Genomic DNA, 13,711 nt, shown 5'->3' on the forward strand with positions numbered 1-13,711 from the left:
GCCATGACTGAGAGCAACGGGTCCACCTCGCCGGAGCGCGGCGAGGACATGCCGGACTGGGAGAAGCGCTTCCGGGCACCGCGGGTGTCACTGCCTGACTGGGCGGAGGACGCGCCACACCGCGCGCTGTTCGTCTCCAACGCGACGGGGACGTACGAGCTGTACGCGTGGGACCGCACCACGGGCGAGCAGCGCCAGGTCACGGACCGGCCGAACGGCACGACGGACGGGGCGCTCTCACCGGACGGCGAGTGGATCTGGTGGTTCGACGACACCGACGGGGACGAGTTCGGCATCTGGAGACGTCAGCGGTTCACCCCCGACGCCTCCGGTGCGGACTCCGGGCCCGACGAGCCGGCGGCTCCCGGCCTGGAGCCGTCGTACCCGGCCGGGCTCGTGATCGCACGGGACGGGCGGACGGCGGTCGTGGGCCGCTCGACCGACGAGGACGGTTCGACGATCCATCTGGCACGGGCCGGCCAGGACCCGGTCGAGATCTACCGGCACCGCGAGTCGGCCGGCGTGGGCGACCTCTCGCACGACGGTGCGCTGATCGCCGTCGAGCACACCGAGCACGGCGACGCGATGCACTCGGCCCTGCGCGTGCTGCGGCCGGACGGCTCGACGGTGGGAGAACTGGACGACACCAAGGGCGGCAGGGTCGAGCTGGGCCTGGAGGTGCTGGGCTTCGCGCCGATCGACGGGGACGCCCGCCTGCTGGTCGGGCACCAGCGGCGCGGCCGGTGGGAGCCGCTGGTCTGGGACGTCGTCTCGGGCGAGGAGACGGACCTGGCGCTGGAGCTTCCGGGCGACGTGGCCGCCGAGTGGTATCCGGACGGCTCCGCGCTGCTGATCATGCACAGCTTCGAGGCCCGCAGCGAACTGCTGCGGTACGACCTGGCGACGCACGAGCTGGTGCGGGTGCCCACGCCGCCGGGCACGGTGTCCGGCGCGACGGCCCGCCCCGACGGGACCGTGGAGTACCTGTGGTCGTCGGCGGCCGAGCCGCCGGTGGTCCGGTCGACATCGGGCGAGGTCGTGCTGGATCCGCCCGGAATGAAGTCACCGGGGTCGGTATCGGTGGAGGACGTGTGGGTGGAGGGCCCGGGCGGCCGCATCCACGCGCTGGTGCAGAAGCCGGCCGGGGCGACCGGACCGCTGCCGACGGTGTTCGACATCCACGGCGGTCCCACCTGGCACGACAGCGACGCCTTCGCGGCGGGCCCGGCGGCCTGGGTGGATCACGGATACGCGGTGGTGCGGGTCAACTACCGGGGTTCCACGGGGTACGGCCGCGAGTGGACGGACGCCCTCAAACACCGGGTCGGGCTGATCGAGCTGGAGGACATCGCGGCGGTGCGGGAATGGGCGGTGTCGTCCGGACTCGCGGACCCGAAGCGGCTGGTTCTGACCGGCGGCTCCTGGGGCGGGTATCTGACCCTGCTCGGGCTCGGCACCCAGCCGGACGCGTGGACGATCGGGATCGCGGCGGTGCCGGTCGCGGACTATGTGACGGCGTACCACGACGAGATGGAGTCGCTGAAGGCGATGGACCGGACCCTGCTCGGGGGCACGCCCGAGCAGGTGCCCGAGCGGTTCGAGGCGTCGTCGCCGCTGACGTACGTCGACGCGGTGAAGGCGCCGGTCTACATCTCGGCAGGGGTGAACGACCCGCGCTGCCCGATCCGCCAGGTCGAGAACTATGTGGACCGGCTCGCCGCACGCAAGGCCCCGCACGAGGTGTACCGGTACGACGCGGGACACGGCTCCCTGGTGGTCGACGAGCGGATCAAGCAGGTGCGGCTGGAGCTGGACTTCGCGCAGCGCCATCTGGAGGGCTGACATCCGGAGAGTGCGGAGAGTCCGGAGAGCTGCTGGAGACCTGAGAGAGGAGCGACGGCCCGGACGGCGGACGGGACACGGACACGGGCGACGCGCCCGGCCGCCTGACCGCCCGACGGACGGGGCGGGCTGCGGAGGGGCGTGCCCGGTCCGGCGTACGAGGAGGGCGCGCATGCCTCGTACGCCGGGCCCCACGGGCGGGTCCGCAAACACGGCACCGTACCGTGGGGGGCGTGTACCGGTTTCTGCTGACGCCCCGCTGGTGGGGGATCAACGTCTTCGTGCTGCTGGCCATCCCCTTCTGCATCTTCATGGGGTCATGGCAGCTGAGCCGGTTCGAGTCCCGGATGCACGAGCAGCAGAGGGCGAGCGAGCAGGTCACGGCGGACCGCAAGGAGGCCGCCCGGCCGCTTCGGGAGCTGCTGCCCGTCGACCAGAAGACGTCCGGGAAGCGGGCCACGGCCGCCGGGCGGTACGGGAAGCAGCTGCTGGTGCCGGACCGGGAGCTGGACGGCAAGCAGGGCTTCTATGTGCTGACCTTGCTGCGCACCGACGGGGGCCGCGCCCTGCCGGTCGTACGGGGCTGGCTGCCGGGCGACGCGAGCTCCGCGAAGGCGCCGACCGCGCCGACCGGCGAGGTCACCGTCACGGGTGCGCTGCAGGCGTCGGAGAGCCCGGGGGAGAACGGGGCGGGAGGGGGCGGGGGGCTCCCCCCGGATGAGACCGCCGCGATCAGCGCGGCGTCGCTGGTCAACCTCGTGCCCTACAGCGTCTACGACGCCTGGATCACCCTCGACAAGGCCGACAGCGGGATGCGGGCGGTACCGGCCACGGCGCCCCAGAACACCGGGCTGGATCTGAAGGCGTTCCAGAACCTGGGCTACACGGGCGAGTGGTTCGTCTTCGCGGGCTTCACGGTCTTCATGTGGTTCCGTCTGCTGCGTCGCGAGGTGGAGTACGCCCGGGACGCGGAGCTTGGCCTGGTGACAGAGGGGCCGGGGGAAGGAAGCCCGGCGTCCCCGACGTCCCCGGCGGAGGCCGAGGCGGGCGAAGCGGCCGGGGACGAGAAGGCCGCCGTCGAGAGCGAGTCCCGGACCGCCGCGACCTGAGGCCCGAGCGGCCGGGACCAGCCGGCCCCGGAATGCCGGGCAACCGGACCAGCCGGCCCCGGGGGCCGGACCAACCGGCCACGCCGACCGGACCACCAGCCCGAACCAACCGAACCAGCCGAGCCGGCCCAGCCCGAACCGGACCAGCGAGCCGGACCAGCCCTGGGCGCCCGGAACCAGCTCAGGACGCCGGAAGTATCCCCGTGCGGTAGACCGTGCCGGCGCAGGCGTTGGGGACCGTCGTCGTGGAGGTGCCGGAGCCGGTCTCCGGGGTGTGGGAGACGACCACGCTGCCGTCGGCCACGCCGTCCTCCGTCATCAGCTGCGGTGCCACGCCGCCGCCGCTGCCCTCCGAGGACGTGCCGCCGCTCGTGCCGGTGCTGTCCGAGGGGCTCGGGTCCGGGGAGGGTCCTCCGGTGCCGCCGCCCGTCGTGGGGCAGGTCTCCGACGGGACCCAGGCGAACTTGACCTCGTAGGCCGCGCCGGGCTTGAGCACCAGCGAGGCGGCCTGCTGGGACGGCTCGGGCAGCCCGGTGGCCGCGTCGCCCGTGACATGGTCCGCCACGCTGATCTTGGAGGCGTCCGCCGCGCCCTGGGCGGTCGTGGAGACGCTGCCGCCGCCCGAGACCGTGCAGGTCGTGGTGGAGACGTTGGTGACGTGGAACGTGCCGTAGACCGTGCCGGTGGAGTCCGGTGCACCCGTGGTGGCGGTCGCACCGCCGAGCTGGGCGCCCGTGCACTCGGGAGCGCTCGCCGCGGAGGCCGTCGGGTTCGCCCCGCCGGTGGCTCCGCCGGGCGCGCCCTTGCCCTTGTCGCCCTTGTCCTTCTGGCCGCCCTGGTCCGTGCCCTTGGTGGTGCCGCCGGAGCCGACCGAGCCGCTGGAGCCGCCGTCCGGGCCCTTGCCCCGCCCGGTGCCCTGCTGGGCCTGCGAGGCCTGGCCGGCGATGGAGGGATCGGCGTCGGGGCCGGTGGCGTTGGAGACATGGACGAGGGCGGGGATCGCCGTGCCGATGAACAGGGCGGCGGCCGCCATGCCGACCAGGGCCTGCCGTTTGCGCGCCCGCCGGGCGGGCACCGCGCGCCGCAGATGCTCCAGGGTGCCGTCGCGCGGCTCGATGTCGTCCACCGCCTGGTGGAGCATCCGCTGCAGCGCCAGTTCGTCCGGGCCGAACCCGGTCTCCAGGCCGTCCGGCCCGGCGCCGGACCCGTCCGTAGGGCCCTCGAACTCGCCGGTCCCCCGTGCGAAGCGGTCCGCGGCGGGCGCGTCGGGAGCGGCGTGCTCCGGCCGGGCTTCCTGTCGGCCCTGGTCATCTGGGCGGTGGTTCACAGTTGCGTTCCCAGCGTGCTGCTCATGGTCGTCCTCGTGGGGCGTGGACCGGTCCGTCGGTTCGTGCCACACATCGGGCTCGTGTCGTTCGTGTGAGTCGCGTCCCGGGACGGCGGGGCGCCGCTCCTCGTACCCGCTCATGCCGGCGCTCCCATGGCGATACGCAGCGCGGCGATGCCACGCGATCCGTACGCCTTCACCGACCCGAGCGATATCCCCAGCGTCTCGGCGACCTGGGCCTCGGTCATGTCCGCGAAGTAGCGCAGCACCAGCACCTCGCGCTGGCGGCGTTGCAGGCCCTTCATGGCCCGGATCAGCGAGTCGCGCTCCAGCTGGTCGTACGCGCCCTCCTCCGCGCTCGCCATGTCCGGCATCGGCTTGGAGAGCAGCTTGAGGCCGAGGATGCGGCGGCGCAACGCCGAACGGGAGAGGTTGACGACCGTCTGGCGCAGATAGGCGAGCGTCTTCTCCGGGTCTCGGACGCGTTTGCGTGCCGAGTGGACGCGGATGAACGCCTCCTGGACGACGTCCTCGCAGGACGCGGTGTCGTCGAGGAGGAGTGCCGCGAGCCCGAGGAGGGAGCGGTAGTGGGCGCGGTAGGTCTCGGTCAGATGGTCCACCGTGGTACCGGCGGCCGTCGTCTCCTCGGCGTTCTCACGCTGGCTGGGTATGCGGGCGGGCCGCGCTGCGGGCATGGGGGCGATCACCGGCATGCCGCCGGGCGCGCCGGACATGCGGGGGCGGCGGGGCGGACGCAGGGTTGTGCCCCTCGCCCGTACCGCGGTGAATTCGAGTACCTCTGCCACGCCAGTTGGACACGTCTCCCCCCGTGAGGGTTGTACGCGACGGGCAACACCTTCGTGTCAGGCAGCACGTCCGTCTGCACATGCCCTCGTGCGCCCCCCAGCGCAGCGGACCGTGCGTCTAGTGCCCTCATGCCTACCAGCTCTTCCCCTATGCCCCATGTGTGATGGTGCCCACCCCCCGGAGGGCGACCGCAAAGACGCTCCCCGCTCCGCAAGCGGTTGCGGGGCGGGGAGGGAAATCTTCGAACACCCGAAGGCTTCGATTCAAGTGGTCCCGACCACATGACGGGTCGGTGGAACCGACAGGGATCCTACAAATGATCCGGCCGGCGACCAGCGGGTTTCCCGCCAGGTGGGACGGAGGCCGAAGGATCTGCGGCCTACGGAGCCTCCCGCTCCGACGCGACCAGCTCCGCGACCTGGGCCGTGTTCAGTGCCGAGCCCTTGCGCAGGTTGTCCCCGCACACGAACAGTTCCAGCGCGGTCGGGTCGTCGAGGGAGCGGCGCACCCGGCCCACCCAGGTGGGGTCCGTGCCGACCACGTCGGCGGGCGTGGGGAACTCGCCCGCGGCCGGGTCGTCGAAGAGGACGACTCCGGGCGCGGTGGCGAGGATGTCCCGGGCACGGTCGACCGTGACCTCGTCCTCGAAGCGGGCGTGGACGGTGAGGGAGTGCGCGGTGACCACGGGCACACGGACGCAGGTGACCGCCACCCGCAGCCGGGGAAGTCCCAGGACCTTGCGGGACTCGTGACGGATCTTCATCTCCTCCGAGGACCAGCCGTCCTCGTCGGGCGTCCCGGTCCAGGGGACGACGTTCAGCGCCACCGGCTCCGGGAAGGGTCCCGTGTTGTCGCCCACCGCACGGCGTACGTCACCGGGGCTCGTCCCCAGCTCCGTGCCCGCGACCAGCGACAGCTGCTGCCGGAGGGTGTCGATGCCCGCGCGCCCCGCACCGCTGACGGCCTGGTACGAGGAGACGACCAGCTCGCTGAGCCCGAACTCGGCGTGCAGCGCGCCGAGCGGCACGATCATCGAGAGCGTCGTGCAGTGGGGGTTGGCGATGATGCCGCGCGGGCGCACCCGGGCGGCGTGCGGGTTGACCTCCGGCACGACCAGCGGGACGTCCGGGTCCATCCGGAACGCACCAGAGTTGTCCACCACGACCGCACCGTGCGCGGCGGCGACCGGCGCCCACTGCCGCGCGACCTCGTCCGGTACGTCGAACATCGCCACGTCGACGCCGGAGAGTGCCTCCTCGTCGAGCGCGACGACCTCGACCTCCTCGCCGCGCACGGTCAGCTTGCGGCCGGCCGAGCGGGGGGAGGCGATCAGACGGATCTCGCCCCAGATGTCCGCGTGCTGGGACAGGATCTGGAGCATGACGGAGCCGACGGCCCCGGTCGCTCCCACGACCGCGAGCGTCGGCCGCCCGGTCCGGGCCGTCACCGGCGCTCCCCACGGGGCACGGCAGAGCCCGGCAGGCCGGCCCGCCGCACGGGGCGCGCGGCCGGCCCGGAGCCCTTACGGTACGCACGACCGGAGCCCGTACGGTCCCCGCGCCCGGAGCCTGCCCGGCCCACGCGCACGGACCTCGTACGGTCCCCGCCCCCGCAGGGGAGGCCGGTCATCGCCCGGTGCCTCCGTAGACGACGGCCTCGTCGCTCTCCGAGTCCAGGCCGAACGCGCTGTGCACCGCGCGCACCGCCTCCGGGACGTCGTCCGCGCGCGTCACCACCGAGATACGGATCTCGGAGGTCGAGATCAGCTCGATGTTCACGCCCGCGTCGCTCAGCGCCTCGAAGAAGGAGGCCGTGACGCCCGGGTTCGTCTTCATGCCGGCGCCGACGAGGGAGATCTTGCCGATCTGGTCGTCATAGCGCAGCGAGTCGTAGCCGATCGCGGTCTTGCCCTTCTCCAGGGCGTCGATCGCCTTGCGTCCCTCGGTCTTCGGGAGCGTGAAGGAGATGTCCGTGAGGCCGGTCGCCGCGGCCGACACGTTCTGCACGACCATGTCGATGTTGATCTCGGCGTCGGCGATGGCGCGGAAGATCGAGGCGGCCTCGCCCGGCTTGTCCGGCACGCCGACGACCGTGATCTTGGCCTCGGAGGTGTCGTGCGCGACACCGGAGATGATGGCCTGCTCCACCTGCTTGTCCCCTTGCTCGATCGGGTCGCTGCTGACCCATGTGCCCTGCAGTCCGCTGAAGGAGGAGCGGACGTGGATCGGGATGTTGTAGCGGCGCGCGTACTCCACACAGCGGTGGAGCAGCACCTTGGACCCGGACGCGGCCAGCTCCAGCATGTCCTCGAAGGAGATCCAGTCGATCTTCCGGGCCTTCTTCACCACCCGCGGGTCGGCGGTGAACACGCCGTCGACGTCGGTGTAGATCTCGCACACCTCGGCGTCGAGGGCGGCGGCCAGTGCCACGGCGGTGGTGTCGGAGCCGCCCCGGCCCAGGGTCGTGATGTCCTTCTTGTCCTGGCTCACACCCTGGAAACCGGCGACGATGGCGATGTTGCCCTCGTCCAGCGCGGTGCGGATGCGGCCGGGCGTGACGTCGATGATCCGGGCTTTGTTGTGGACGGAGTCGGTGATGACGCCTGCCTGGCTGCCGGTGAAGCTCTGGGCCTCGTGGCCCAGGTTCTTGATCGCCATGGCCAGCAGGGCCATGGAGATCCGCTCTCCGGCGGTCAGCAGCATGTCGAACTCACGCCCGGCAGGCATCGGGGAAACCTGCTCGGCGAGATCGATCAGCTCGTCCGTCGTGTCGCCCATCGCGGAAACGACGACAACCACCTGGTTGCCGTTCTTCTTCGCTTCCACGATCCGCTTGGCGACGCGCTTGATGCCCTCGGCATCGGCTACGGAGGAGCCTCCGTACTTCTGCACGACAAGGCCCACGTGCGCTCCTCGCTCAATCCGTCTCTTTCCGCACCCGCGCAGTGCCGGTGCGGTCGGCTCAGTCTATCGAGCGGCCGAATTTCCCTTCCGGGATACCGCATGGTGAGATGTCCCGCTCACGTCGGTTCCATCCCGGTTTTCTTCGGGTCCAGGACGGACGTACGACGGTTTTCACCGCCGCCCTCCGCGGGGAATCCGGGCCGCTCCGCACGGCACCTGCCCCCGCCGCGCACCCCGTACTCGGAAACGTGCCGCGTGTCACAAGGCCGTCCGCAGGTCACCTGACCTGTCGCAGTCCGAGCGGTCGCGCGATCTCCCGGTCCATGACCCGGCCCGCCTCCTCCGCGAGGATCTCGTCGCCGAGGTCCTGGTCGGTGTCGAGGCCGTCGAGCTCCGCCAGGGGCTGGTTCAGCCGCACATGCGCCACCACGGACTGCAGCGCCCGCAGGGTCGCGGAGGCGGTCGAGCCCCAGTTGGAGAAATACGAGAACTGCCACCACCACAGCGCCTCCGTGGTGCGGCCCGCACGGTAGTGGGCCATGCCGTGGCGCAGATCCGTGATGATGTCCGCCAGATCGTCGGAGATACGGGCCGGGACCGGGGCCCTGCGCGGCTCGTACGGGTCGAAGACCTCCGAGTAGACGTCGATCGGGTCCAGCATGACGGCGAAGCGCTCGCGCAGCTCGTCCACGTCCGTGTCCGGGCCCGTGTCCGGCTCGTAGCGCTCCTCGGGCACGATGTCCTCGTGCGCGCCCAGACGGCCGCCCGCGAGCAGCAGCTGGGAGACCTCCAGCAGGAGGAAGGGGACGGCCGAGTCCGGCTCGTCGCCCTTCGCGACCTCCGTGACGGCGACCAGGAAGCTCTCGACCTGATCCGCGATCTGGACGGCGAAGTCGTCCGGGTCCTGCGTCGTGGAGTGCAACGTGGCGTCAGACATCTAGGAGTCGTCTCCCCTCGAAGGCGCGGCCGAGGGTGACCTCGTCCGCGTATTCCAGGTCGCCGCCCACCGGGAGGCCGCTGGCCAGGCGGGTGACCTTGAGGCCCATGGGCTTGATCATGCGGGCGAGATACGTGGCCGTGGCCTCGCCCTCCAGGTTGGGGTCCGTGGCCAGGATCAGCTCGGTGACCGTGCCGTCGGCCAGCCTGGCGAGCAGCTCCCTGATGCGCAGATCGTCCGGGCCGACGCCCTCGATGGGGCTGATCGCGCCGCCCAGGACGTGGTAGCGGCCGCGGAACTCGCGGGTGCGCTCGATCGCGACGACGTCCTTCGGCTCCTCCACCACACAGATGACCGACAGGTCGCGGCGCGGGTCACGGCAGATGCCGCACAGTTCCTCCTGCGCGACGTTGCCGCAGGTCGCGCAGAAGCGGACCTTCGCCTTCACCTCGAGCAGCGCCTGGGCGAGCCGGCGGACGTCCGCCGGCTCGGCCTGCAGGATGTGGAAGGCGATCCGCTGGGCGCTCTTGGGACCGACGCCGGGCAGCCGTCCCAGCTCGTCGATCAGGTCCTGGACCACGCCTTCGTACAACGGACTGCCTTTCCTGAGGAGCTTCGGTACGTACCGTAGCCGGGCTCGGTTTCTTGGTACGTACGGTAGTTGGCCCTCGCCTTGCACAGAAGGGACGGGCCGGTGGACTCAGAACGGCAGGCCGGGGATGCCGCCGCCGCCGAGTCCCTGGGCCAGCGGGCCGAGCTTCTGCTGCTGGAGCGCCTGCGCGTTCTCGTTGGCCGCCTGGACCGCCGCGACGACCAGGTCGGCGAGCGTCTCGGTGTCCTCGGGGTCCACCGCCTTCGGGTCGATCACCAGGGCGCGCAGCTCGCCGGAGCCGGTGACGGTGGCCTTCACCAGGCCGCCGCCCGACTGCCCTTCGACCTCCGTCCGGGCCAGTTCTTCCTGGGCCCGCGCGAGATCCTGCTGCATCTTCTGGGCCTGCTGGAGCAGTTGCTGCATGTTGGGCTGGCCACCACCGGGAATCACGATCAGCTCCTGGTCTCGTTCGGGTACGGACGGCAGGTCGCGTACCGCTGTCTGGGCGGAATGTGCCGCCTGGCACGAGCCTACGTGGTCACCGGGACGACCGCTCCGGTAGTCCGTCCGGACCCCGGGCCGGACATCCGGCGGCACTCTTTCGAGTGGCATTGCGGGGCGACCTCCCCCGGTCACGGCCCACTTCCGGGCGGAAAAGCCGGGAAACCCGAATCCTCGTCGCCCGGGGAACGGTAGGAAGGATCCGGCGCTTCGACACCATGCGTCACGAGCACATCACGGAACGTGTGCCGCGTGGGCGGGCGCACACCGCGAAGTGTCATCGCGGAACGTCAGAGCCGTACGTAGGGAGTGCCGGGTGAGTCAGCCGGAGATGCAGCCCGAGGGTCCGCTCCAGGACGGGCGGGACGACGGCGCGGCAGGACTTCGGCCGGGCGACCTCGGGGGGCGGACGTTCCCGCACGGCGACTGGGGGGAGCCCGCCGAGCGGCTGGACGAGTTGTACCGGTGGGTGGAGCGCCGGGCGCTGGAGACGGCGGCCTGGTATCTCGCGAACCGGGTGTGGAAACGCCGGGTCGCGCGGGCGCTGCGCGGGGGCGCGGCGGCGGGGGTGGTGTGCGGGGCCGCGCTGCCGCTGCTCGATCTGACCGGGATCACGGACGGCGCCGTGCCGTGGGCGTATCTGTCGCTGCTGCTGGGGACGGCGTGCGTCGCCGGGGACCGGTTCTTCGGGGTGACCTCCGGGTGGATGCGGGACGTGGCGACCGCTCAGGCTCTGCAACGGCGGTTGCAGACGCTCCAGTTCGACTGGGCGACCGAGAGCGTGCGGGAGGTGCTCGGGCCGACGGAGGGGACCGCGGGCGAGGCGGCGGAGCGGTGCCTTGCGGTGCTGCGGCGGTTCAGCGAGGACGTGACGGACCTGATGCGGGCGGAGACCACGGACTGGATGGTGGAGTTCCGCCGGGGGTCCGCGCCGCTGGTGCTCCAGTCGGTGGGGGTGTCCGCGCCACGGGCCGAAGGGATGACGCCGGGCAGGTTCACCCCGCCCACGGGGGCCCGGCCCAACATGCCGAGACAACGGCCGCCGGATCCGCGCTGAGGCGGCCGTCCGCCCCGGGGCCGACGCGGGGTGCGGTGTCGGCCCCGGGTCGGCCGTCGTGCGCGCTCAGCCGTCGTCGTCCGCGCAGAGCGGCAGCACCGCTGGCGCGGAGCACGGCAGATGGCCGTGCGCCCGGATCTCGTTCTCGCCGGTGCTCTGGCTGACGTAGGCGAGGAACTCGGCGGTGAGGGAGCCGGCGGGCGCGCGCCGGTAGGTGTAGGCGTACTCGACGCCGCGATCGTGGGGTCACCGTACGGCCGTCGGCGGCCTCATGCAGGGTACGGGCACCCAAGTTCGTATGACGTTCAACTGACCGCCAGGTGACGGGAGTTCAGCCCTGCTTGGTGTAGGTGAGGGATTCGCCACCGCTTGTGTTCACACGGCGCAGACGGCCGTCCGGCAGGATCGTCAGCTCCGTGGCGCCGCCCGGGGTGCAGGCGGACGCGGGACCGCCCGCCGCGACCGTGGAGGGGCCGATGTCCAACGGACCGTCCGCGCCGGGCGGTTGGGACAGTGCGGCCCGGAAGACGCAGTGGTACGTGCCGCTGTCCAGCGGGCCGTCCGCGGTCAGCGAGAGCACCGGGTCGCCCACGGCGCCCTGCTCGATGACCAGTCGGCGGGTGCTGTGGCCGCTCGCGTTGTCGATGGCGGCGGTCCAGGTGCCGAGGAAGGCGTCGGGCACCGCGCCGGCCGCGGGCGACCGTCCGGCGGGGCTCGCGGTGGCCGAGGCGGAGCCCGTGGGGGTGCCTGGGGCGGGCGCGGCGGAGCGGTGCGCATGGCCGTGGCCGCCGCCGGCCCGGGTCCCGTCGCCGCGCATCAGCGCGTACACCGAGCCGCCCGCGCCGAGCGCGACCACCAGGGCGGCGACCAGCAGCGCGGCGGTGGAGCGGCCGCTTCTGCGTCGCGGCTCCCCCGGGTCCGGGTCGCCGAAGGAGTACGGACCGTGCGGCTGGGTCGACCCCAGGGCGGGGCCGAAGGCGCCGTGGCCGTATCCGGGCTGGGGGTGCTGCTGGGGGTAGCCGTACGCGGCGGGCGGCGGAGGCGGCCCGGCGGGTCCGGCCTGGGCGGACGGGCCGCCGGGGGAGGCGGGCGGGGCGGCGCCACAAGGAAGGTCGGAGGCGGACGCGTGCTCGGGCGGCACCTCTGGGGCCACGGGAGCCGCAGGAGCCGCCGGGGGCCGTTTGCCGAGGTCCACCGGGACGCGGGGGTCGGTCGCGCCGGGCACCGGGGGGAGCCCGGCACCCGGGCCGGCGGCGGACCGGACGGGATCCATGACCGGCCCCGTGGGGCCTGCGACGGATCCGGCACGCCCGCCTCCGTCGACGGCCGCCGGATCCGCAGAGTCCGCGCGCCCTGCATCCACGACGCCCGAAGCGCCCGTACCGTCCGCCGAATCCGCCGATTCCCCGAGACCCGCCGGTCCCGGCGCGCGCCCCGCGCCCTCCGCCGAGGCCACCCTGGTCGCGGTCTCCTCCGGGTCCTCGGTGTCCAGCAACCGCACGGCCTGTCGGCCCAGTTGGGCGACCAGGACACCGGGCAGCCAGGGGTCCCGGCTGCGGCCCCCGGAGACCGTGTCCTCGGCGTCGGCCCGCTCCAGGATCTCCGCCGGGGTCGGCCGGGCCGCCGGGTCCTTGCGCAGACAGTCACGGACGAGATCGCCGAGGGTCTCGGGCACGCCCGCCAGGTCCGGTTCCTCCTGGGCAATTCGGAACATCAGGGCGTGCACCCCGCTGCCCCCGCCGCCGAAGGGAAGGGCGCCCGTGGCGGCGTACGCGAGGACGGACCCCAGGCAGAAGACGTCGCACGCGGGTGTGACACGGTCGCCGCGCACCTGCTCGGGCGCCATGAACCCGGGCGACCCGACCAGCGCGCCGGTGCGGGTGAGCCCCGCGCCGCTGAGGGTCTCCAGGGCGCGGGCGATGCCGAAGTCGATGACCCGGGGCCCGTCGATGGTCACCAGCACGTTGGAGGGCTTGAGGTCGCGGTGGATGAGCCCGGCGGTGTGGATGTCCTGTAGGGCGTGGGCGAGCCCGGCGGCCAGGACGCGCACGGTCCGCTCCGGCAGGGCGCCGTGATCGCGGGAGACGATGCTCTGCAGGGTGGGGCCCGCGACATAGCCGGTGGCGACCCAGGGAATGTCGGCCTCGGTGTCCGCGTCGAGGACGGGCGCGGTCCAGTACCCGCCGACCCGCCGCGCGGCCTGCACCTCCTGCCGGAATCGCGCCCGGAACTCCTCCTGCTCGGCCAGCTCCCGCCGGACGAGCTTCACGGCGACGGTACGGCCCCGGTCGGACCGGGCCAGATACACGTTCCCCATGCCGCCGGCCCCGAGCCGGGCGAGCAGCCGGTACGCCCCGGCGCTCCCCTGGAGCCGCAAGCCCGGGGGGATCCCCAGCGGATCCCCGCCCCCCGGCATCTCCATCGCCGCCTCACCTACCCCCTGCGTGCGCGACAGACAGCCAGAGAATAACCGCAGAACATCGCCGCCCCGCGAGGAGTCGGCCACGGCGGTGCCCCGGTTCCGTCACGGGACGCGACGCGACGAGCGGCCCCCTGTCACCTCGCCCCGGGGCGGCCCCGTCGGCAAGACCGGCGGACCGTGGAACGCCACCGCCGGGCCGCCCTGTCGACAGACT

Annotated in this window: 11 protein-coding genes; 3 read left to right on the forward strand and 8 right to left on the reverse strand. The window is 72.7% G+C overall.

Annotated elements, in window-relative coordinates; genetic code table 11:
- Window positions 1-3: 3 nt before the first annotated feature.
- Complete coding sequence (locus AB0L95_RS12270) at window positions 4-1,842, forward strand: prolyl oligopeptidase family serine peptidase (protein ID WP_365160911.1); 1,839 nt, start codon at window positions 4-6, stop codon at window positions 1,840-1,842.
- A gap of 233 nt (window positions 1,843-2,075) precedes the next feature.
- A complete protein-coding gene (locus AB0L95_RS12275; protein WP_365160913.1) occupies window positions 2,076-2,951 on the forward strand; it encodes an SURF1 family protein in 876 nt (291 codons plus the stop codon).
- Window positions 2,952-3,132: 181 nt separating this feature from the next.
- Here AB0L95_RS12275 and AB0L95_RS12280 read toward each other — a convergent pair whose 3' ends face one another.
- The 7 genes from AB0L95_RS12280 to AB0L95_RS12310 all read right to left on the reverse strand — a co-directional run bounded on the left by AB0L95_RS12280 (window position 3,133) and on the right by AB0L95_RS12310 (window position 9,967).
- Window positions 3,133-4,419, reverse strand: a complete 1,287-nt coding sequence (locus AB0L95_RS12280) for a hypothetical protein (protein ID WP_365160915.1) — start codon at window positions 4,417-4,419, stop codon at window positions 3,133-3,135.
- Complete coding sequence (locus tag AB0L95_RS12285) at window positions 4,416-5,084, reverse strand: SigE family RNA polymerase sigma factor (RefSeq protein ID WP_365160916.1); 669 nt, start codon at window positions 5,082-5,084, stop codon at window positions 4,416-4,418. The genes AB0L95_RS12280 and AB0L95_RS12285 overlap by 4 nt, the downstream gene beginning before the upstream one ends.
- Window positions 5,085-5,464: 380 nt before the next feature.
- The gene (locus AB0L95_RS12290; protein WP_365160918.1) at window positions 5,465-6,532 is read right to left on the reverse strand and encodes an aspartate-semialdehyde dehydrogenase; all 1,068 of its coding nucleotides are present in this window, start codon (window positions 6,530-6,532) and stop codon (window positions 5,465-5,467) included.
- A gap of 178 nt (window positions 6,533-6,710) precedes the next feature.
- Window positions 6,711-7,988, reverse strand: a complete 1,278-nt coding sequence (locus AB0L95_RS12295; protein WP_365160920.1) for an aspartate kinase — start codon at window positions 7,986-7,988, stop codon at window positions 6,711-6,713.
- Window positions 7,989-8,265: 277 nt separating this feature from the next.
- Window positions 8,266-8,925, reverse strand: a complete 660-nt coding sequence (locus AB0L95_RS12300) for a DUF5063 domain-containing protein (RefSeq protein ID WP_365160922.1) — start codon at window positions 8,923-8,925, stop codon at window positions 8,266-8,268.
- Window positions 8,918-9,517 carry a recombination mediator RecR gene (gene recR, locus AB0L95_RS12305; RefSeq protein WP_361654716.1) on the reverse strand — a complete coding sequence of 200 codons (600 nt, stop codon included), beginning with the start codon at window positions 9,515-9,517 and terminating at the stop codon, window positions 8,918-8,920. Before recR ends, AB0L95_RS12300 begins: the two co-directional genes overlap by 8 nt.
- 108 nt (window positions 9,518-9,625) lie before the next feature.
- A complete protein-coding gene (locus AB0L95_RS12310; protein WP_365160925.1) occupies window positions 9,626-9,967 on the reverse strand; it encodes a YbaB/EbfC family nucleoid-associated protein in 342 nt (113 codons plus the stop codon).
- Between the two features lie 367 nt (window positions 9,968-10,334).
- On the opposite strand from AB0L95_RS12310, the gene AB0L95_RS12315 reads away from it, so the two are divergent.
- The gene (locus AB0L95_RS12315; protein ID WP_365160927.1) at window positions 10,335-11,075 is read left to right on the forward strand and encodes an SLATT domain-containing protein; all 741 of its coding nucleotides are present in this window, start codon (window positions 10,335-10,337) and stop codon (window positions 11,073-11,075) included.
- 331 nt (window positions 11,076-11,406) lie between these two features.
- On the opposite strand, the gene AB0L95_RS12320 is transcribed toward AB0L95_RS12315, so the two are convergent.
- Window positions 11,407-13,491, reverse strand: a complete 2,085-nt coding sequence (locus AB0L95_RS12320; protein WP_365161025.1) for a protein kinase — start codon at window positions 13,489-13,491, stop codon at window positions 11,407-11,409.
- Window positions 13,492-13,711 lie beyond the last annotated feature (220 nt).

This window comes from Streptomyces sp. NPDC052036, assembly GCF_040680495.1.
GTDB lineage: Bacteria > Actinomycetota > Actinomycetes > Streptomycetales > Streptomycetaceae > Streptomyces.

Excerpts from the sequence above, each read along its gene's own strand:
- AB0L95_RS12270 (WP_365160911.1), top strand. The coding sequence starts at position 4 with ATGACTGAGAGCAACGGGTCCACCTCGCCGGAGCGCGGCGAGGACATG.
- AB0L95_RS12300 (WP_365160922.1), bottom strand. The coding sequence starts at position 8,925 with ATGTCTGACGCCACGTTGCACTCCACGACGCAGGACCCGGACGACTTC.
- AB0L95_RS12280 (WP_365160915.1), bottom strand. The coding sequence starts at position 4,419 with ATGAGCGGGTACGAGGAGCGGCGCCCCGCCGTCCCGGGACGCGACTCA.
- AB0L95_RS12320 (WP_365161025.1), bottom strand. The coding sequence starts at position 13,491 with ATGCCGGGGGGCGGGGATCCGCTGGGGATCCCCCCGGGCTTGCGGCTC.